Origin of the sequence: Sulfuricurvum sp., assembly GCF_028681615.1 — a bacterium.
In the GTDB taxonomy this organism is placed as follows: Bacteria; Campylobacterota; Campylobacteria; order Campylobacterales; family Sulfurimonadaceae; genus Sulfuricurvum.
In genome coordinates this window covers 36,854-57,573 of sequence record NZ_JAQUHV010000010.1, presented here as the reverse complement: position 1 = coordinate 57,573, position 20,720 = coordinate 36,854, and the positions used below count along the sequence as shown (strand labels likewise).

The window sequence follows — 20,720 nt, the reverse complement described above, 5'->3', positions numbered from 1 at the left end:
CCTTTAGAGAAGTTCGTTTATAGGGATGACTGACTCAGATTTTTCAACCAAATCTTTAATCCAAATCGTGTTATGAGCAAGCTCATTTTCCCCGATCACGGCACAATAGCGTGCATTGATGCGATCAGCTCCCTTAAGATGCGCTTTTAGTGAACGCGGCTCGTATTCTACGACAGCTTTTTGGGTGCGTCGAATTTTTTCAGCAGCCAAAAGGACAGGGGTGATCGCTTCTGCATCCATAGCACCGAAATAGTATCCCTCGCGTTGTGGCTCAGGCATGACGATGAGTTCCATCAATCGCTCGATTCCGAGTGCAAAACCGACCGCGGGAGTCGGTTTTCCATCCAGAAATTCGATCAGTCGGTCATAGCGCCCGCCTCCGGCGATAGCGCTTTGGCTCCCGATGTTATCACTGACAAATTCGAATGCGGTTTTAGAATAATAATCCAATCCACGGACGAGGTTGGTATCGATTTCATAGGCGATAGCATGTTGGTCCAAAATGGATTTTAGGGTATCGAAATCGCTTTGGCATCCATCGCACAGATTATGGATAAGTTTTGGAGCATTGACGTATAGACTCTGACACGCTTCGTTTTTACAATCGAGCACACGGATCGGATTGGTCAGTTTACGTCGTTCGCAATCGCCGCAGATCGCGTCTCCACAGCTCTCGATAAAGGAAACGAGTTTTTCGCGATACGCGGGCATGCAGTTTTGGTCTCCGAGGGAGTTGAGCTTCAGGCGGTACCCGATTCCGAGCGCTTTGAGAATATCGGCGACCATCATGATCATCAACGCGTCTTCATAGACCGATGCAACACCAAAGCTTTCTACGCCGAACTGGTGAAACTCTCTTAGGCGACCTTTCTGGGGGCGTTCGTATCGGAACATTGGACCGTGGTAATAAAAACGGTGGATTCCCCCTTTTTTATCCAGTTTGTGCTGGACAAATGCACGGACGACTCCTGCTGTCCCTTCCGGCCGAAGGCAGACATCGTTTTCCCCTTTATCGGTGAATTGATACATCTCTTTGCCGACGATATCGCTGGATTCTCCGACGGAGCGTTTGAACAGAGCCGTTTCTTCGAGCAGGGGAGTTTCGATGTAATGAAACCCGTATCGTTTGGCGATAGTGGAAGCTGTGGCTAAAAAATATTCAAAACGTTCATAGTCCTCGGAGAGGATATCGTTCATTCCGCGCAGAGATTGGATCATAAGGCTCCTTTGATAAGGGTGGTAATTTCATTCGTAATTATATCGATAGATTGTGTCGCATCGATTACATGGGTTTGAATTCCCAATGCATAGGCGGATACGATTAGAGACTCTTGAATCGATAGCAGATAGTCAATCCCACGTGATTCAATCACGTCATGCTCTTTTTGATTCAAACGATTTGCAAGTTCGTCGGGTGTGAGTTTAAGGATAAAAACCGTGTCCGGCAAAGTTCCGTTGGTCGCGAGACGGTTAAGCAGGACAAGGGTCGATTCATCACATAAGTTCTGGACACTGGCATATGCCATTCCCGAAACAGCGGAACGGTCGCTGATAATAAGTCTGTTCATATTGGGTAATATTACAGCTTCGGTATGTTCGGCACGATCCGCTAAAAAGAGTAAAAGCTCTGCTGTTTTGCTTTTGAGATTTCCGTGTAAGACCATGTTGCGGATTTCAAGACCTGCAGCAGTACCACCCGGTTCTTTGGTAATCAGAGCATCCGGAAAGTGTGATCGGAGTGCTTCGATTTGAGTGCTTTTTCCGGCAGTATCGATCCCCTCTATGGCAATGTACATGATTTCATACTCCAGATAACGTTTTGGACCGGTGCGGGGAGGAGATGCTCCGTTTTGCCGTTAAATTTCAACAGATTACGGACAATGGATGAGCTGATAAAGGCATGTTTGAGCTTCGGCATCAAATAGACGGTTTCGATATTGGGATCGAGGGAGTTGTTAAGATACCCTAATTGCAGTTCAAACTCAAAATCACTGACGGCACGAAGTCCGCGTATGAGAACGGTGGCTCCAAGTGTGTTTGCGAGTTCAACCGTAAGATTATCAAAGCCGACAACCTGAACCCGTTCTAAACCTCTGACTGACAGTTTAACCATATCGACTCGCTCTTGTAACGTAAACATCGGTTTTTTTTCCTGGGAGTCTGCAACCGCAACAATCACTTCGTCAAACAGTTTGATCGCCCGCTCAATAATGTCGAAATGTCCGTTTGTGATAGGGTCAAATGTACCCGGATAAAGTGCAATTTTATGCATTGTGATCACTCCAGCGTTTATAGAGATCGTTTGGTATGCCGAGAAGATCGAACCATTTTCCGATCATAAAATTTTCCATCTCTTCAAGGCTGTTTTGCTCACCGTAATAGGCCAATACCGGGGGAGCGATAATAACTCCCAGCATGGAAAGTTTATGCATGTTTTCCAATGCGATCGGTGAAAACGGTATCTCACGCGGAGCGAGTATGAGGGTGCGTCGTTCTTTGATCATCACTGCAGCTGCACGGGTAATAAGATTATCGGCAATACCGCAGGCGATTTTCGCGAGTGTATTCATACTGCACGGGGTAATAATCATCGCATCGGCACCATAGGAACCGGATGCGACCGATGCCCATATTTCGTTGTTTTGGTGAACCTTCAGGTTCTCTTCTTTGTCCAAGACTACTTGGGCATGTTCGGAAAGGATAAGATGCTTTTGAACCTCGGACGGGAGGGTGTGCAAGAGTTTAAGTCCTAGAGCCGCACCGCTTGCACCGCTGATCCCTACGACGATTTTCATTGAAGTTCCACCCGATTTTCTCCGATCACTTTGGCTTTGGCGCGTTTGCCGTCATTTTTTTGGATTGTAATAATATCATAGAGTAGCCCCTCTTGTGTTGCGGTGGCCTCAAACTCTATGACAACCGCTCCGTTTTGGAGTTCAACCGTTACCGGAGTATTTTTTAAAACCAAGGGGATCTCTTCGATATTTCGCAGCGTTAAAAGCTGCATAGGCTTGAGGCTGGAGCGAAACCGAGAAGGGTGTGCGGGAAGTGCCGTAAGAGGCTTGTCTTTGAACGATTGGAAGGGGATGGTTTTGAGCAGAGTATTAAATCCGTTCAGGCTCTCTTTTCGAGATACCTTTTGGTTGGTATGGAGTACACCGAGCGTGGCATTGACGGTGTAATCGAGATAATGTCTGAGCCCTTCATTGTCGAGGATATAAAACGTCCCTGTAGCATTTTGATAAAATCGTTTATCAAACTCACCGTGAACGTTTTTACCGAGCTTTGCTAAATAACCACGCGGGGTGATGATGATCTCTTGAATATGGATTGTCGGATAAAACTCAGTAAGCATTTGTGCCAACTGCTGTTTGATCGGTGTAAAGTCTATCGGGCTGTGACGGGTAAAATTGATATAACGGGTTTTTGAAATATTGAGCTCAAACCCGTTTAATTCAAAGGTTTTGGCAATAATCTGAGCATCGATACGATATTGATTTTTATCGGCAGGAATTTGCAGAATTTCAAACTTTTTAGGTATGTTGGGAACGAGATCATCCGAATAGACGGTATAGTCGGTAAATTCATAATTTTCGCTCAATTCATAAGCACTGAGGCGGAGACAAAAAAGAAGTAAAATGAGGAGTCGTTTCATCGTTGAATTGTAACATACCGAAATTTGTTTTTCATTAGCTTTACGTTATTCTTAGGGGAAGTAATAGAGTAAGCGAGTAAAATGGTTTTTAGACAAAAAGATTTTTTATCGGAATTGGATGCAGAAGAAAAAAAGCATATTCGCGGTGAACAAGTAACGATTGCTTTTAAACAATCCTTTGCATCGGTTTTTCCTCTCTTTTTTGCCGGATTGGTTGTTTTGTATCTGTTTTTTCAGACGTCTATTTTTTTGATAACGGTTTTCTGGTTTATAGTCGTAATGATCACGTTAGTATGGCGTTTGCAGGTACTGTATACTTATCGTATGAATCCACAACGGTACGACAGTAATGCTTGGGAAAGAAAATTTTACTATGTGATGCTTACTTCGGCATTTGTATGGGGCAGCGTGGCATTTTTTATTTTTAAATCTCCTAATGCGCTGCATCAATTTTTTCTCATCTTTCTGATTGCCGGAATCGCATCGATTGCATCGGGTACTTTGGCATCATTGTTTGGATTGGCAATTCTTTTTCTATTTTTTCTCCTTATCCCTTTGTTTGGTGTGATGTTTTTTAACGGCGGTTTGGAATACCATATGATGGGTATTTTGGTCGTTACTTTTTTTCTTCTTTTAGCAAGTGCATCCCGACGAATACATACTAATATTTTGAGTTCGCTCGTATCAAAAACGCTTCATGAAAAAGCGACACAGGCGTGGGCCCTTTCAGAAGAGCATTTTCAAACGGTTTTTAAAGAAGCTCCGGCAGGTATTTTTTACTACAACAGCGATTTGATAATCATAGACTCTAATGTTGAGATGATGCAAATATTGAAAATCGATAAGGCACATATCATCGGTTTGGATTTGAAAAAATTACCGGATCACTCCTTATATGAGGCGCTCAATGCGCCTTTCGGCGCTAAAAAAGGGTATTATGAAGGCCCATATACGACCATGATCAATAAGATTGATCTTTGGATTACGCTGCGCACGTCTCCGATGTACGATTCTAAAAAAAATATCATCGGCGGGGTTGCCATCGTTACGGATATTACCGAACGGATTAATGCCGAAGTTAAGATCAAGCATCAGGCCTATTTCGATGCGCTCACCGATATTCCGAACCGTGTATTGCTGAAAGATCGGATTGAACAGTCTTTGGCCCATTATCGACGTCATCGCAGTTTGATTGCGATCATGTTTTTGGATTTAGACCATTTCAAAAGCGTTAATGACTCGTTAGGGCATCATATCGGCGATTTGCTTTTGATTGAAACGGCAACCCGTTTGACCTCTATATGTCGTGAAGAAGATACGGTAGCACGTCTTGGAGGGGATGAATTTGTCATATTATTGAATGAACTCGGAACTGATCCGCTTAGTGCCGCCAACAAAGCAGAAAAGATTGCCGAAAAAATTCATGAAGTGCTTTCACACCCTTTTAATGTCGGACAGAGTGAACCTATTATGACCAGTTCCAGTATCGGAATATCATTGGTGGGTTCTGACAGCCAAAATGCGGATGATTTACTTAAATATGCCGATACGGCAATGTACCAGGCAAAGAAAGAGGGGAGAAACACGACCCGCTTTTATCAAACCCAAATGGATGAATGGATTAAGAAACGGCTCTTTTTGGAAAACGGTATGCGTCATGCAATCAAAAACGGTGAATTGGAACTCTATTATCAACCTGTCATTGAAATCAAAACCAAAAAAATTATCGGAGCTGAAGCGCTTTTGCGATGGAATCACCCTGAAATGGGGCTGATAATGCCGGATGAGATGATCAGTATTGCAGAAGAGAGCGGACTTATCGTACCGATTGGCGAATGGGTTATGAAACAATCCTGTACTCAGTTTATCGAATGGAAAAAACACCATCCGAAGGGAGGCGAAATTGAGCGTATCGCTATCAATGTCAGTGCGATACAGTTTAGACAAAATAATTTTGTCGATAAAGTGATCGCTATCGTTACCGAAACGGGAATTTTGCCCTCAATGGTCGAAATAGAACTGACTGAATCGATGATTATCGACAAACTCGATACTGTGATCGAGAAGATGCAACGGCTTCGTGAATTCGGGATTAATCTCTCTATGGACGATTTCGGTACGGGATATTCATCACTTGCTTATCTCAAACGGCTTCCCTTTACGACATTGAAAATTGACAGAAGCTTTATACGCGATATCATGAGCGACACAGATGATGCGGTATTGGTCGAAACGATACTCACTATGGCGAAAATCTTTGATCTTGATGTCATTGCCGAAGGGGTGGAGACGGTCGAGCAGTTTGAATTTTTAGAACGGCACGATTGCCGTTATTTTCAAGGGTATTTGTGCAGTAAGCCGGTACAAGTCAATAAGTTTGAAGAACTTCTTAGTTTTGATGTTCAGAGTTGTAATTCGCGCGTATAAGTGCCAATACGTCATCAATACTCAAATAGGTTGAGATGGAGACGACAGTTTCATCAATGACGACGGAAGGGGTACTTTTGATCCCGTACGAGAGCATCCGGTGGAGATCGGATGTTTTTTCGAAATTGATCTCATATTCTTGTGACGCGATAGCGGTTTCAATATTGTGAGCGATTTCGCGGCACATTTCACATCCCGTTCCAAATAGTATAATCTGCATTAAAATTTTTCTCCTATGATTTCGTTGGCCCTCATGATGGCTTTGTCGATGTGATCGACGATATTGTCTTTCCCGATTTTATCATCGATATGCGATGTCCCTATAAAGCGGCGTACTTGTGGATTGACCCCTGAGAGAATCAAACGGGTATGGTTGTGATGAAGCCGTTCGTGCAGTACCTCAAGTGCATGTAAACCTGCGGCATCGATGAGGGGAACATGGCGCATGCGCAGTATAAAGATAATCGGCGGTTTTTCAAACAGCAGCAATGTGTCAACCAGCTTTTCAGCAACGCCGAAAAAGAGCGGGCCGTCAATCTCATAGACTTCGACACCTTCCGGAATTTTTTTATTATGGATGGAATCAGGATCGTCTTCTTCACTCTCCACCGCTCGGATTTGCGTCGATTTCATCATTTGGTCGATAAACAGTATGGAAGCAAGGGCTATCCCGGCTTGGATCGCAAAATTCAGGTCGACCAGTACTGTCAAAAGAAATGTCACCAAAAGGACGATCCGATCGCTTCGAGGTGAGTGCATAATCTCACGAACGTGTTTGATTTCCGACATATTCCATGCGACAACCATCAAAATTGCCGCTAATGCTGCCAAAGGGACTTTAACGATCAGGGGAGAGAGGAGCAGCATAAAAACAAACAGCCATAGAGCATGCATCATTCCGGCTATCGGAGAACGGGCACCGGCTTTGATGTTCGTCGCGGTTCGTGCAATAGCACCGGTAGCGGGAAGACCGCCGAAGATGCCGGATGCGATATTGGCAATCCCTTGACCTAAGAGTTCGGCATTCGGTTTATGACGGGTACCGGTCATTCCGTCAGCGACAACAGCTGAAAGGAGCGATTCGATAGCGGCGAGGGTTGCGATGGTGATTGCATCGGGAAGTATAAGTCGCAGTTTGTCGAATGTTATTTCGGGCCATACCGGAGAAGGGAGCATTGATGGAATAGCACCGAAACGGCTTTCTATCGTATCGATGGGGAGGTTAAGCCCCCACACGGCAAGCCCTGAGAGGGTGACAACGATGATAGGGCCCGGGATTTTCGGAAAATAGCGTTTGGAGAGGAGTATGATCCCGATCGAGGCCAGTGCAACGAGGACTGCGGCAAAGTTGGTTTCGTGAAGATGGGCGACATAGACGGTGAGTTTATCAATGAAATCGGGTGGAACGGTTGTGATGGAAAGACCGAAGAAATCGCGAATTTGTGAAAATGCGATGAGCAGAGCAATCCCCGATGTGAATCCGACAATAACCGGGTAAGGGATAAATTTGATCATCTCTCCCGCACGGAAAAAAGCCATAACTATTAAGATCATCCCTGCCATGATGGTTGCGAGGACGAGTCCTTCATAGCCGTGTTTCATCGCAACGGTAGCAACGGTTACGATGAATGCTGCTGTCGGGCCGCCGATCTGATAACGGCTGCCGCCGTGTGCCGAGATTAAAAATCCTGCGACGATAGCGGTAAAGAGACCCCGTTCAGGGGGGAGATTTGACGCGATAGCGATGGCCATTGCGAGAGGAAGCGCAACGATGGCTACGGCAAGACCGGCGATGGCGTCGGCACTGAAATCAGGCCATGAGTAGCCTTGTCGACGAAAGAGGGTAACGAGTTTAGGCTCCAGAGAGTCGTGAACCTTGCGTAGCATCGGAGAGCATCCTTGGATAACGTGTCCGAAAGTGTAGCACTTGATTTCGGTCAAGTCAAATGATTCGCTATCGCATTATAATCACAAGCAATATTTCAATAAAAAGAGTAAAGATGAATGCTCCCTATTTTTTTAATCTTATACCTCAGATTAGCATGTTTGATCCGCTGGCTGAAGTGTTGGGTGCAGCAGAAAACGGCATGCTGGAATACAGTTACCAAGATGTCGTGAAATTGGCAGGGCACTCGTGCCCAACGGTTGCAGGCGCTTTTTTGATGACACGATCCGGATTAAAGTCGCTGTACGCTGAGGAGATACCCGTTCGGGGTGAGATCAAAGTGCTGATGAAGGGTAAACTTGGAGATGGTGTTGTGGGAGTAATCGCCAATGTCGCTTCAATGATTACCGGTGCAACCGAAAAAGGCGGTTTCCATGGATTGGGCGGGAAGTTCGATCGGAGAGATTTAGTCTGTTTTGAAGCGGACATAGAGAGTGAAATGGCTTTAGAACGAACCGATACCAATGAACGTGTCCTTTTGGACTATGATCCATCATGTGTGGAAGCAGATCCCCGAATGGGGGCATTGCTTCCTCATATTCTCTCCAAAAAAGCCGATGAGGATGAACGTAATCTATTCGGAACGCTTTGGCAAGAGAGGGTGCGAAAAATTATGATCGATCATTGTGATGATGAACGTCTGATTCGCTGTAGAAAAGTAGTGGGAGAAAAATGATGAAATTGGTGTGGATAACAGTATTGGCGGGATATACGCTGTGGGGTATGGATGGATACGGTGTATATCAAAAACACTGTATGAAGTGTCATGTGGAAATGATGGAGAAACAAGAGGTGATGAAACATTTAGCCACGCTCAAAGCTCCGCCTATGGTCGAGGTATCAAATCGGCTCAAAGAAAATATCATTATCGCCGATGAGGACAACGATGTGAAACGGCGTGTGATTGTTGCATTCATCAAAGACTACATTCAAAATCCGAGTGTTCAGTACAGTATGTGCCATCCTATGGCGATAGAAAAATTCGGGATTATGCCTTCGCTCAAAGGGAAACTCTCCGAAAAAGAGCGCCAAGCCGTGGCAGAGTGGGTGTATGACCGATACAGCGGAGTGACATTTAAATAACCGGTTAGGGCGTGTTGCGGAATGTCCCGATTACTTTGTCTTGAAACGCGTTTAATCCACCCTCAAGCCACAGAACGGCAGTTTGATTAAAGAGTTCACTTTCCAGATTCGCCGCTTTCGCTTTGGCGGAAGCGAGATCCGCAATTGATCGGCTGAGTTCATCGGCACCGACGAGCTGGTTCTCAAATCGTCCGCGTGTAAGTTTGGCGTATTCGCCGGAGGCTTTTACCTGCATCCGTGCACTTTCAAGTTTGCTTTGGGTGGCATGCATATCCAGATAGGCGTTCTCGATTTCCGTACTGATACGATGTTTATAATCCTCTAGTGTGATTGAAGATGCAAGTCTGGCTGCCTTTGCCGCTTCCGTCGTATGGATGTCGCTGAAACCGCTGAAAAGATTCCATGAAGCGGAAACTCCTGCATAGCTTTTATTGCCGTTGGTGTAGCCGTCACCGTCAAACTCCAATGAATCCCCCTGACCTTTGAGACTTCCGATGAGTGCGACAGTGGGATAATATCGGCTTTTGGAAATCTTTACGTCACTTTGGGCAATATCCATGGATTTGGACAGAGCGAGAACATCTTCGCGTTCTGCCAATGCTCGGGCTAAAATGTCGTTTTCGTCCGGAATGGAGAGAGTGTTTTCCGGTATATGGGCCGAATCGATCTTTACACCGGTGAGATAGCTGAGTTGATTGAGCGCTTGGGATTTGCGGTTTCTACTCTCGGTAATCTGTGCATCGATTTCAAATTTTTTGGCTTCGATCGCATACAGCTCCGCAGGGGCCAACATACCGTTGTCATAAAGTCCTTTGGCCTTTGCATACGATTCGCCGATCGCATATTTTGCCTCTTCCTGCGCTGCAATAATTTCATCGGCAACGGCAACGGCACTGTAGAGTTTCGTCGCGTTGACATAGAGGTTTCGTTTAAGATCGGCTACTTCCAATGCAGCTTTTTCATGGGAAAATTTTGCTTTTTCGATAGAGGAGCTGATGGCAAAACCACTGAAGAGAGGGTAGGTCAGCGTAAGTGAGCCTTCCGTATGGTTTTTTGTCCCCATCGGAAGTTTCATCGATCCAAATGTGACGGTAGGGGTATCTTGGAATTTAATAGCGCTGAGACTGGCATCCAATGTCGGCAAGTTTTTTCCCTCAGCCGCTTTATAACTCTCATAAGCGGCTATCTCCAATTGCTGTGCACTTTGGAGCATCAGGGAATGATCCAGAACAGAGATAACTTCGGGGTAGCTTTGAGCCCAAATCCATGTGGGGAGAATAAAAAGAAACAATCGTTTCACACGAGATCCTTGTTTGGTTTAACTACAAAAGAAAAGAGATCATTTTGACCCAATTGTATTCGCCACAAAATTAATTCATTCTTAGTTAAGCAAGAAGAATATAGTATAGCTACAATATACTGTAATAGCAAAAAAAGACGAATCGGAGAAATGGATAGTATGCTTCAGATCGCTAAAAAATATTGGTTGGGTGTTGCTGCCGCAGTCCTTTTTGGCATTGCAGCAGTGTTGATTTATCTCAAACTTCATACCAAAGAACTTCCTGAGAATTTGGTGCAGGGGAGCGGGCGAATCGACGGCGATTTGATAAATATGAATGCAAAATACCCCGGTCGTATCGCTAAAATGGATATTTATGAGGGCGAAGCGATACAAAAAGGAGCCGTTATCGCGATTATCGACAGTGCGGAGCAAAAAGCCCAAAAAGCCCAAATTGATGCCCAGATTGAAGCACTGATACAGCAGCTTGCCGCCAGAGAGATCGAACTCTCCATTGCAGAAAAAAGTCTCCCTGAATCTTTGGTCAAAGCAAAAGCAAACAGTTCGATAAAAAAATCACAGCTGGATGAGCTCGATGCGATGATCAATACCCAAAAAAGTGTGGTCTCCCAAGATCAGCGGGACAGTGAACGTTTGAACAATCTTTTTTCCAATCGTCTGATTGAAAAACATCAGCTCGAAATGGTTATGTTGAAACTTCAAGGTGATAAAGACCAGCTTTCTTCGTTAATGGACAAACGCGAGCAGCTCAGTAAAGCGATCGATATATCGCAAAGCGATCAGGTTGAAGCTTCTGCTGCTCAGCAAAAAATCGCAGCATTGCGTGAGGGGATCAAAGCCTCGGAATCGGGGATCAAAGCATTAAAAGCTTCTCAAACACAGATGAATGCCGTTCTTTCCGAAATGGAGCTTCGATCTCCGGTGGATGGATTTGTTATGGAAAAGATTGCCAATAACGGTGAAGTCATCGGTTCGGGAATGGCGGTCGCGACCTTGATTGATCCGAAGAGCCTTTATCTGAAAATTTTTGTCGATACGCTGAAAAACGGGAAAATTAAAATCGGTGATCCTGCCGTCATCTTTTTAGATTCTGATCCCGATCATGCCATTGCGGCCAAAGTGGCTCGGATAGAGCAAAAAGCAGAATTTACCCCAAAAGAAGTAAGTGTAGCGAGTGACCGTATCCAGCGGGTTTTTGCCGTACATCTGCAGCCTCTAAACGTAGATCCTCTTTTGAAATTAGGGATTCCGGCCGTGGGTGTTATCTCATTGGATGGTAAAGGGCTGCCTACGAGCTTGCATGCAGTACCCGAATAACACGGATGCAGACGATGGGAATGCTGAACCTTGGACAAGTGAGTGTCTCGCATAACAAACGCATTGCGATCAAAGACGCTTCCTTAACCGTCAACGAAGGTGAAATTATCGGTTTTATCGGTGCCGACGGTGCCGGCAAAAGTTCACTGATGCACGCTATTGCGGGTGTGATCCGATTTGAGGGGGAGATCTCCTTCCAAAATCATATTTATCACTCTCCTTCCGAAGCTGAAAAGCTAAAATCACAGATAGGACTTATGCCTCAGGGGATCGGATTAGTGCTTTATGAACTGCTCACGGTCGATGAACATCTTAGTTTTTTTGCCAATATTCGCTCTATCAAGCAGGATGAGCGTTTTAATGAATATAAAAACAGACTGCTTCGTATGGCAGGTCTGGATAAATTCGTCGACAGAAGAGCCGGCAACCTGAGCGGTGGAATGATGCAAAAACTCTCTTTGATCTGTACACTTCTGCATCGTCCGAAACTTCTGATTTTGGATGAGCCGACTACGGGAGTCGATCCGCTGAGCCGAATTGAGTTATGGAAGATCCTCGATCAAATACGCCGTGATGAGGGAACAATTGCCATTGTCAGTACGGCATATATGCAAGAAGCAGCGCAAATGGATCGGGTATTGCTGTTTGATAACGGAGAGATTATCGCTCAGGGAAGTGCGAAAGAATTGATCGAATCGGTACGGGAGATGACGTATGCCTTAACTCCATCTGCGAGTAGTGATTCGATGAGTACCCTCGATACAACCTATTCGCTGGAGCCGCTTTCGGCTGAACACACTGAACCTACACTGGAAGCTTTGTTCTTTGTCAATGCACTTCAAAAAAAGCGTCTTCTTCCTCCTGTCGAAATAACTCCACGTGACGGAGATAATACTTTTTCTTCCGTAGTAATGGAGGCGCGCGGGTTAAGCAAGATCTTCGGCGATTTTGTCGCCAATGACGGCGTTGATATTCAGCTGAACAGAGGGGAGATTTTGGGACTGCTCGGTGCCAACGGAGCCGGTAAAACGACCTTTATCAAAATGCTTTTGGGACTTTTGCCGATTGACGGTGGAGAATTGAGTCTATTAGGAAAACGGATAGCCACCGCTAAAGATCGTCAGGCGCTTAAAAGTTCCATCGGCTATGTGAGTCAGCATTTTGCTCTCTATAACGATATGACGGTGCGGGAGAATCTCCATTATTTTGCTTCTATGCATCAGATTCCGATGGATACAGCGATCAAAAGAATAGCCCGGTATGCGGCGGAACTTGGATTTGAAGGGTATATGGATGCGATCCCTACGGAACTTCCGTTGGGGATTAATCAGCGGTTCTCACTTGCAGCCGCACTCTTGCATGAACCGGTGATATTGTTTTTGGATGAGCCGACATCGGGAGTCGATGCGATAGCGCGTGCCCAGTTTTGGCAGCTGCTGGTAGCACTCAAAGAGAAATGGAAAATTGCGATTTTGATTACGACGCATTACATGAGCGAAGCGGAATTTTGTGATCGGATCGTTCTGATGCGTGACGGGCGCAAAGTTGCGGACGATACGATTGCTAATCTGTATGAGGCACATCCGAACGCACAAACATTTGAAGAGATCTTTTTGGAGTATTACCGATGAGGAAGGGGATACTCAAGGCCTATATCCTCAAAGAGATGAGCGAACTTCTACGATCACGGCTGATTATTATGGTTTATCTTTTGCCGACGATGCTTATGCTGTTGTTCGGATACGGGATACGGATGGAGGTGACCCATGCGAGGATCGCAATTATCGATAATGATCAAAGCCGTCTTTCAAATCTGTTGGTAAGCAAGTTTGAACACTCCAAATATTTCAATACGACAACAACCGTTATGAATGAATCCGAAGCTCTGAGAAAGATTAAGCAAGCCCAGAGCGATGCGATTATTATTATCCCTGCCTCTTTTGAAAAACGGCTGTTGAAGGGACAGTCTACACAGATCGGAGTTTATGTCGATGCGGCTTTTCCAAGCCGCGGTTCGACGATAGAGAGCTATGTGCAGGGGGTGATTCTTAATGCGGCGGCAGGCTTGATTCCCAATGCAACGAAAGGCTCCATTGAGATCAATCAGAGAACCCTCTTCAATCAGGCTATGCGGGATGAAGATGCCATTGTTCCGGGTCTGATCGGATTAGTCCTGCTGGTAGCTCCTGCTATCATCGCCGCATTGCTTATCGTCAAAGAAAAAGAGAGGGGGACGATTTTCAATTTTTATGCATCACCGCTTTCAAAAGCGGAGTTTATAGCCGCAAAACTGATTCCGGTTTTTTTGCTCCATTCTCTCAATATTTTTATTCTGTTGTTGTGGGCTCTGTATCTTTTTGAAGTTCCGTTTCGGGGGAGTTTTTGGATCTATTGGGTGGCTTCGGAACTCTATATCCTCGTCAGTATTTCGATCGGGATTTTGATTTCGGTTATAACCAAAACCCAGATCGTTGCCGTAGTATTAACGGTAATGGTGACGATTATTCCCGGATTTATGTATTCAGGGATCATCATGCCGATATCCTCGATGGTCGGGATGTCCCGCTATGAAGCCCATCTTTTCCCGGTGATGTATTACAACCATATTCTCTATGATGTCTTTTTGGTCGGTGAAGGTCTCGCGTCGGAGAAAACCCAACTCTATTTGGTGATTTTGGCATTGTATGGGATTATTTTTTTGAGCCTCGGTACTCTTTTGCTGCGAAAGGAGATCAAATGAGCCGAATATTTTGGTCGATCGTCGGAAAAGAGCTGATCAGTTTTATACGATCGTGGCAGCTTGTCTTGGTCGTGTTGTACATGTTTACGATGGAGGTATACATCGCGGGAAGCGGGATAGAAATTAATCCTAGAAATGTAGCCGTAGGATATGTAGACGATACTGCAGGGGGTTTAAGCCAAAAGATTCTCACCCATCTGCACGGTCCCGAATTTCTATCACCGCACCGTTTTAACAGTCAAGCTGAACTCAGCCGTGCTATTTTCGATAAAGAGATCATCGTCGGACTCGTATTTGATGAGGATTTTGAAAAAAAATGGCGCCAAAACAAAAGGGCACAGCTCGATATATTAATGGATGCTACGGCGGCATCACAGGCCTATACTACACTGAATTACCTCCAGCATATCGTTTTGGATATCTCAAAGGTAAACATCCCTGTCGATATCGTAACCCATAAACTTTTCAATCAAAATGCCGACAACCATACCTTCATGGCACTGACCGAATTGCTTTCCATTATAACGATGCTCTCTATCATATTGACGGCTGTGGTATTTGTGCGTGAAAAAGAGCAGGGGACGTGGGATTTGATGCTTCTCATGCCGGTAAATCCGAAGGTCATTATTCTGGCAAAATCGTTTTCGCAGATCATTGTGGTTATGAGCGGTATCGTGATCTCTTTGGGGTTTATTGTATTAGGCATTTTTAATGTGCCGTTAAACGGGTCGCTCAGTGCCTTTTTATTATTGAGCTTTTTCTTTGTTTTTGCCGGTTCGGGAATCGGTCTGTTTATCGCGGCAGTAGCCCGTGATGTGATGCAGGTGGCACAGCTCTCCATCGTTATTATGATGCCGCTTATCTTCTTGAGCGGAGCATGGACACCTATTTATGCCATGCATCCGGTATTGCAGTATGTATCGCTTATTTCTCCGCTACGTTACTACATCGAGGGAAGCGAGAGTATTTTTTACCGCGGGACGGAGTGGATCGATTTATGGCCGTATTTTCTCGGAGTTATTGCGGTCAGCGGGATTATGTATCTGATCGGTTTTCGAAAAATCGGGCGGTTGTTCTAATAGTGGTTTAATCGATCACGCATACTAAAAAGGGCAATTGCCAAAAGCAGTGCTGAAGAGGATGCGATGATAAAAGGGATATTGCTTCCGTAGTGATCCCATAACCATCCTGCCCCGCTCAAAGAGATGAATGTCATGATGCCGACTGCCGTATAATAGACACCGTATGCGGTTGCTTTTAATTCTTGCGGAGCGGTGTCTGAGATGATTGCTTTTGCCAGTGCATTAAATCCTCCGGCAAAAAACCCGTAAATCCCGAATCCGAGCCATACGCCCCAAATCGAGCCTGTCGCCATGGCGAGCGCACCCGAGCCAAAGGCTAGGTAGATAAATGCGAGCAATGCCGGTTTACCGAAACGGTCGGCTGCTTTTCCGATCGGTATGGCTAATGCTGATTGGGTGAGATTGTAGAGGGAATAGGCGAGGGGGATCATGACTAGAGCGATACCGTTACTTTCTGCTTTGAGAAGCATAAACGAGTAATTCATCGCAAAAAGGCTAAAGAGGCTCTGAAAACCCACCAGAACATAAAACGGTGTGGGGAGTGCCTCAGGACGGAACCGGCGGATCGAGGCAGGGGTAAAGGGGACGTCGGTAACCAAAAAAACGAGAATCATCATGGATATAAGACCCGGTATGAGACTGATGGCAAAAACACTGCGAAATGTCGATTCGCTCTCACCCCAGAACCATAAGACGCCAAACGCGGTCAGCGAACCTGCAAGTGCTCCCGCACCGTCCATCATTTTGTGAAACCCGAAGACAAAGCCGCTGATCTCTTTAGGGGTATAGGCGCTGATGAGGGCATCTCTCGGAGCGACACGTACCCCTTTCGCTAAACGATCACCTATACGGATCATAGCGATCATCGTAGCAGTCTGCGCAAAAAATGCGAGGGGTTTGATGAGGTTGGACATGCCGTATCCGAATACGGTGATCCCTTTGCGTTTTCCGAGGCGATCCGAGTAGAAGCCCGATAAGGCGATCAGCATCGCGACTCCGAATTCGGCTGTCCCTTCGATCAGACCGATTTCACTTTTGCTCGCATGTAAAAAACGCTCCAAAAAGATTGGCAGAAGAGGTAGGATCATCTCTGTGGAGAAATCGGTGAAGAAACTGTTTGCCCCCAGGGCGATGATATTACGATTAAGCGATACTATTTTCATAGAGGGATGCACTGTTGCATTTAGATGATCTCTTGATTTTGATATCGTCTAATTCGACCTTTTCCGGATTGCTTTGCATCATACATAGCAATGTCAGCATGCCGAATCAGCAGGTCAATATCACCACTGTCTTGCGGATACAAGGTATAGCCAATACTCACTCCAACTTTGATTGCAATGCCATTGACAACGATTGGTTCAGAGACTTGGCTGATAAGCCGCATAAATGACAGCTCTGCTTCATTTTTTGTATTAATTGAAGTAAGAAGAACAACAAATTCATCACCTCCAAACCGGGCAACAAGATCGGATTGGCGTAACGTTGATTTAAATCGTTTCGCCACCTCTTGTAAAAGAGTGTCTCCGACTTCATGGCCATATGTATCGTTGACCTGCTTAAATCCGTCCAAATCCAAAAATCCGATCGAAATAATTTTATTGTCACGATTGGCCTGAGCTATCATCTGTTCAGCTAATATGGTAAAAAGTCTTCTATTCGGTAAAGTGGTCAGTGCATCGTAGTTGGCATAACGATCCAGTAGAGCCTGCTCTTCTTTTTGGACCGTTATGTCCTGAAAAACAACAATGGATCGATCTGTCCCAAGTGGGGCAACCGTTAAACTCACCGGTAACAGTGAGCCGTCTTTACGGATAAAAGTCTCTTCTGTATGGCGTATTGTACGATCTTGTTCTGAGAGGTGGATCGGGCAATCTTTTTCCGGATAGACGGTTCCATCGGATCTGTGATGATGAAATAAACGGTGTTGATTTTGTCCTATTACCTCTTCTTCCGAAAATCCGAGCATATCAAGTGCCGATCGGTTGATAAAAATACAATTCCCTTCTCCATTGATTCCGTACACACCGTCTCCCAAAGCGGCAATCATTTCGGAACGTTCACTCTCTTTGGCCCGTATCGATTTGAAAGAACGGAAAAGGATCAAAATATTGGCAATAATGATGATGACCAGCAAGATGGCAGAAAAGACCATTAGGGTATTAATTGCCATAATGATCCGTTCTTGCTCTTGATTGATTTTTTCTCGCATCTCTAAGAATGCCGAGTGCAGAATTTGATATTTCTTTTGGCTTATATGATCCGCTACATGTGCTTCATCCAGTCGGTGTTCAAGAACCAAAGAGGTTGTCAAAACCGTCTGGCGAAAAAAATCGTAATAATTCTGTTTCAGCGAACGGGTGTCAAATCCACTTTTGGAGAGATTGTGCATAAAATATAAAGCGTTATTGGATGACAGTGCCGCACCAGTGAGATAATCGGGATTGTTTAACATAGCCGATTGATAAAGATTGACCGAAACATGATCGCATGAGTGAATAAAAGATGTCATATTTTGACGCTGCTGAGTGTTCTTGGCAAGTTGAAAGTTTAAAAAATTAAATACGGTATAGAACGTTCCAAAAACCAAAAGGATAATAAGGGTATTGGCCCCGATCAGTTTAAAAATAAAATTTTTATTTTCCATGATCTATCCGGATATAGTTTGTATGTGAGACGGCTTGCTGTCCAGTCGAAGAGAGGATAAAGGATGCAAATTTTTTGGCTTTCGGATTGTTTTTGGTGTAAATAATATTCAGCTCCCGTACAATAGGATAACGGTGGGAGAAAATGGTTTGTTCGTTGGGCATTACACCTTCATAGGAAAGAATTTTGATCGGCATGCCGTCTTGAATAGTACTGACAGCACTTCCTGACGAGACAAATCCGATTGCATCAAGCAACCCGCCGACCCAAACAATCGCATCATTATTGGATCCTGAATCCCATGTATTACGAGAGATTTTTTTCGTTTCATCCTTGTTTTTAGGATTGGACGGATGAAAAAGACCTGTCTCCTCTTCAATGATACGCATTGTTCCGCGATCAGGCTTTTTGGATATGAGAATAATGGGTCGGTCATTTCCTCCAATCTGCTTCCAATTGGTGATTTTTCCTTTGTAAATATCGATCAGTTGCCCTCGGGTTATTCCATTGACAGGATTGCTTTTATGGACGATGAATGCTGTTGCATCATAACCGATAGTGGTATAGTCTAACGAGGCTTTTTCTTCGCTGCTAAGCGGACGATTAACCATTCCGATGTTGCTTTTGCCGGAAAGAACATTTTTAATCCCCTGATCGCTGCCGCCCCCTTCGATTGAGAGGGTATAACCATTTTCATTGGCATAATATGGAGCGATGTATTCCATAATAGGCTGTATGGTCGTAGCTCCTGAAAATGCCAACCGTTCTCCTCCATACATAAGACACGGTAAAACTAAAAGCAGGAAAAACCTCATTATTCTCTTATTACAACATTAAATTAACTCTCTTATTGATTTATTCTATCACTTCAAAGCCAAAATGGGTACTAAAGGAGGAAGATTTTTCAATTTTACCCCGAGTTTAGGTCGTTTTGGTTAGAATTTCTACATCTATATCTGCAAATTCTCTTCTCTCTCCCACCTTTTTTGTGAGTTTTTGTATTTGTCATAAGGATTTGAATGCTATTGATGTCATCAAAACAAGAGTGGTTCGGCAATATTCGCGGGGATATTCTCGCCGGTATCGTCGTCGCTCTCGCACTTATTCCCGAATCGATCGCTTTTTCGATTATTGCAGGAGTAGATCCGAAAGTGGGGTTGTATGCCTCATTTTGTATCGCGGCGGTCATCGCCTTTGTCGGAGGACGTGCAGGGATGATCTCTGCGGCTACTGGGTCGATGGCGCTGTTGATGGTGACGCTGGTCAGAGATCACGGTTTGCAGTATCTTTTAGTTGCTACGATAATGACGGGCGTGCTTCAGTTGGCGGCAGGGTATTTGAAACTGGGCTCACTCATGAGTTTTGTCTCCCGAACCGTTGTGATCGGGTTTGTCAATGCGTTGGCGATTTTGATTTTTATGGCTCAGTTGCCTGAGCTCACGAATGTCACATGGCATGTTTACGCACTTACTGCGGCCGGCCTCGGGATTATCTATCTCTTCCCGTATGTCCCGAAACTAGGAGAACTCATTCCCTCTCCGCTGGTCACGATTTTAGTCCTTACGGTCGTTGTCGTAACGATGGGGATCGATGTACGAACGGTCGGGGATATGGGGGCGCTACCCGATACATTGCCGATCTTTTTATGGCCGGACGTTCCGTTTACTATGGAAACCCTATCGATTGTTTTTCCCTATTCGGCAGCTTTGGCCGCAGTGGGTTTGTTGGAATCGTTTATGACGGCCACTATCGTCGATGATATGACCGATACCGACAGCGATAAGAACCGCGAAGCCAAAGGGCAGGGGATCGCCAATATTGCTACGGGGTGTATCGGAGGGATGGCCGGATGCGGTATGATCGGACAGTCGGTTATCAACATCAAATCCGGTGGACGCGGGCGTCTGTCGACCCTTGTTGCCGGGGTGCTTTTGCTTATTATGGTCGTATTTATGTCCGATTGGATCAAAATTATCCCGATGGCAGCATTGGTTGCAGTCATGATCATGGTATCGATCGGGACATTTAACTGGGCATCGATCAAGGGGTTGAAAACCTTGCCTCTTTCGACGAATATCGTGATGTTAACAACGGTTATAGTCGTCGTATTTACCCATAATCTCGCATATGGTGTTTTGAGCGGCGTGCTGCTTGCATCGCTCTTTTTTGCCAATAAAATCAGCCATTTTATGTACTGGGAGAAATCCTATGAAGAGACCAGCAGTACGCGGGTCTATAAATTTATCGGACAGATATTTTTCAATTCAGCCGACCGTTTTGCCGATGCGTTTGATTACAAAGAAGACGTAAAAAATGTCATTATCGACGTAACACGGGCCCATTTTTGGGATATTTCAGCGGTGTATGCACTCGATAAAGCGGTGATAAAACTGCGTAAAGAGGGGAAAGAGGTCGAAGTGGTAGGTCAAAACGAAGCGAGCCGAACCATCATTGACCGTTTCGGTATACATGATAAACCCTCAGAGATCGAAAAAGTGATGGGTGGGCATTAATATTTAAAACAT

General features: G+C 45.0%; 19 protein-coding genes. 8 read left to right on the top strand and 11 right to left on the bottom strand.

The window, feature by feature from the left end; genetic code table 11:
* Window positions 1–3: 3 nt before the first annotated feature.
* Genes hisS through flgA form a run of 5 tightly spaced genes read right to left on the bottom strand, consistent with a single transcriptional unit; the run spans window position 4 to window position 3,655 of the window.
* Window positions 4–1,218, bottom strand: coding sequence for a histidine--tRNA ligase (hisS, locus tag PHE37_RS09855; protein WP_300008544.1), 1,215 nt, complete (start codon window positions 1,216–1,218; stop codon window positions 4–6).
* Window positions 1,215–1,796 (bottom strand): dTMP kinase, encoded by a 582-nt coding sequence (tmk, locus tag PHE37_RS09850; RefSeq protein WP_299997053.1) that lies wholly within the window; start codon window positions 1,794–1,796, stop codon window positions 1,215–1,217. The genes hisS and tmk overlap by 4 nt, the downstream gene beginning before the upstream one ends.
* Window positions 1,781–2,272 (bottom strand): pantetheine-phosphate adenylyltransferase, encoded by a 492-nt coding sequence (coaD, locus tag PHE37_RS09845; protein ID WP_299997051.1) that lies wholly within the window; start codon window positions 2,270–2,272, stop codon window positions 1,781–1,783. The genes tmk and coaD overlap by 16 nt, the downstream gene beginning before the upstream one ends.
* The gene (locus tag PHE37_RS09840) at window positions 2,265–2,795 is read right to left on the bottom strand and encodes a UbiX family flavin prenyltransferase (protein WP_299997049.1); all 531 of its coding nucleotides are present in this window, start codon (window positions 2,793–2,795) and stop codon (window positions 2,265–2,267) included. The genes coaD and PHE37_RS09840 overlap by 8 nt, the downstream gene beginning before the upstream one ends.
* Complete coding sequence (gene flgA / locus PHE37_RS09835) at window positions 2,792–3,655, bottom strand: flagellar basal body P-ring formation chaperone FlgA (protein WP_299997046.1); 864 nt, start codon at window positions 3,653–3,655, stop codon at window positions 2,792–2,794. Before flgA ends, PHE37_RS09840 begins: the two co-directional genes overlap by 4 nt.
* Before the next feature lie 81 nt (window positions 3,656–3,736).
* Between flgA and PHE37_RS09830 the strand changes: the two genes are divergently transcribed.
* The gene (locus PHE37_RS09830) at window positions 3,737–6,082 is read left to right on the top strand and encodes a bifunctional diguanylate cyclase/phosphodiesterase (RefSeq protein ID WP_300008541.1); all 2,346 of its coding nucleotides are present in this window, start codon (window positions 3,737–3,739) and stop codon (window positions 6,080–6,082) included.
* Here the strand turns inward: PHE37_RS09830 and PHE37_RS09825 are convergent.
* Window positions 6,045–6,302 carry a thioredoxin family protein gene (locus PHE37_RS09825; RefSeq protein WP_300008538.1) on the bottom strand — a complete coding sequence of 86 codons (258 nt, stop codon included), beginning with the start codon at window positions 6,300–6,302 and terminating at the stop codon, window positions 6,045–6,047. The genes PHE37_RS09830 and PHE37_RS09825 overlap by 38 nt on opposite strands.
* Window positions 6,302–7,969: a SulP family inorganic anion transporter gene (sulP, locus tag PHE37_RS09820; RefSeq protein ID WP_300008535.1), complete on the bottom strand. Its 1,668-nt coding sequence runs from the start codon at window positions 7,967–7,969 to the stop codon at window positions 6,302–6,304. The genes PHE37_RS09825 and sulP overlap by 1 nt, the downstream gene beginning before the upstream one ends.
* Window positions 7,970–8,082: 113 nt before the next feature.
* On the opposite strand from sulP, the gene PHE37_RS09815 reads away from it, so the two are divergent.
* Window positions 8,083–8,703, top strand: coding sequence for a hypothetical protein (locus tag PHE37_RS09815; RefSeq protein ID WP_299997482.1), 621 nt, complete (start codon window positions 8,083–8,085; stop codon window positions 8,701–8,703).
* Window positions 8,700–9,110 (top strand): c-type cytochrome, encoded by a 411-nt coding sequence (locus tag PHE37_RS09810; RefSeq protein WP_299997484.1) that lies wholly within the window; start codon window positions 8,700–8,702, stop codon window positions 9,108–9,110. The genes PHE37_RS09815 and PHE37_RS09810 overlap by 4 nt, the downstream gene beginning before the upstream one ends.
* A 4-nt stretch (window positions 9,111–9,114) precedes the next feature.
* Here the strand turns inward: PHE37_RS09810 and PHE37_RS09805 are convergent, their stop codons facing one another.
* Window positions 9,115–10,410, bottom strand: coding sequence for a TolC family protein (locus PHE37_RS09805; protein WP_299997487.1), 1,296 nt, complete (start codon window positions 10,408–10,410; stop codon window positions 9,115–9,117).
* 150 nt (window positions 10,411–10,560) lie between these two features.
* Between PHE37_RS09805 and PHE37_RS09800 the strand changes: the two genes are divergently transcribed.
* From PHE37_RS09800 to PHE37_RS09785, 4 genes are read left to right on the top strand one after another with little or no spacing between them, the layout of a single operon-like run.
* A complete protein-coding gene (locus tag PHE37_RS09800) occupies window positions 10,561–11,727 on the top strand; it encodes an HlyD family efflux transporter periplasmic adaptor subunit (RefSeq protein WP_299997489.1) in 1,167 nt (388 codons plus the stop codon).
* Window positions 11,728–11,741: 14 nt separating this feature from the next.
* The gene (locus PHE37_RS09795) at window positions 11,742–13,358 is read left to right on the top strand and encodes an ATP-binding cassette domain-containing protein (protein ID WP_300008532.1); all 1,617 of its coding nucleotides are present in this window, start codon (window positions 11,742–11,744) and stop codon (window positions 13,356–13,358) included.
* Entirely contained in the window at window positions 13,355–14,467 is a 1,113-nt protein-coding gene (locus tag PHE37_RS09790; RefSeq protein ID WP_299993438.1) for an ABC transporter permease, read from the top strand. The genes PHE37_RS09795 and PHE37_RS09790 overlap by 4 nt, the downstream gene beginning before the upstream one ends.
* Window positions 14,464–15,546, top strand: coding sequence for an ABC transporter permease (locus tag PHE37_RS09785; RefSeq protein ID WP_299993437.1), 1,083 nt, complete (start codon window positions 14,464–14,466; stop codon window positions 15,544–15,546). The genes PHE37_RS09790 and PHE37_RS09785 overlap by 4 nt, the downstream gene beginning before the upstream one ends.
* On the opposite strand, the gene PHE37_RS09780 is transcribed toward PHE37_RS09785, so the two are convergent.
* From PHE37_RS09780 to PHE37_RS09770, 3 genes are read right to left on the bottom strand one after another with little or no spacing between them, the layout of a single operon-like run.
* A complete protein-coding gene (locus tag PHE37_RS09780; RefSeq protein ID WP_299993436.1) occupies window positions 15,543–16,712 on the bottom strand; it encodes an MFS transporter in 1,170 nt (389 codons plus the stop codon). The two genes, PHE37_RS09785 and PHE37_RS09780, sit on opposite strands and share 4 nt — an antisense overlap.
* 20 nt (window positions 16,713–16,732) lie before the next feature.
* The gene (locus PHE37_RS09775) at window positions 16,733–18,196 is read right to left on the bottom strand and encodes a diguanylate cyclase (RefSeq protein WP_299993435.1); all 1,464 of its coding nucleotides are present in this window, start codon (window positions 18,194–18,196) and stop codon (window positions 16,733–16,735) included.
* On the bottom strand, window positions 18,186–18,956 hold the full coding sequence (locus PHE37_RS09770; RefSeq protein ID WP_299993434.1) for a phosphate ABC transporter substrate-binding protein: 771 nt from the start codon (window positions 18,954–18,956) through the stop codon (window positions 18,186–18,188). Before PHE37_RS09770 ends, PHE37_RS09775 begins: the two co-directional genes overlap by 11 nt.
* A 258-nt stretch (window positions 18,957–19,214) precedes the next feature.
* Between PHE37_RS09770 and PHE37_RS09765 the strand changes: the two genes are divergently transcribed.
* Entirely contained in the window at window positions 19,215–20,708 is a 1,494-nt protein-coding gene (locus tag PHE37_RS09765) for a SulP family inorganic anion transporter (protein WP_299993433.1), read from the top strand.
* Window positions 20,709–20,720 lie beyond the last annotated feature (12 nt).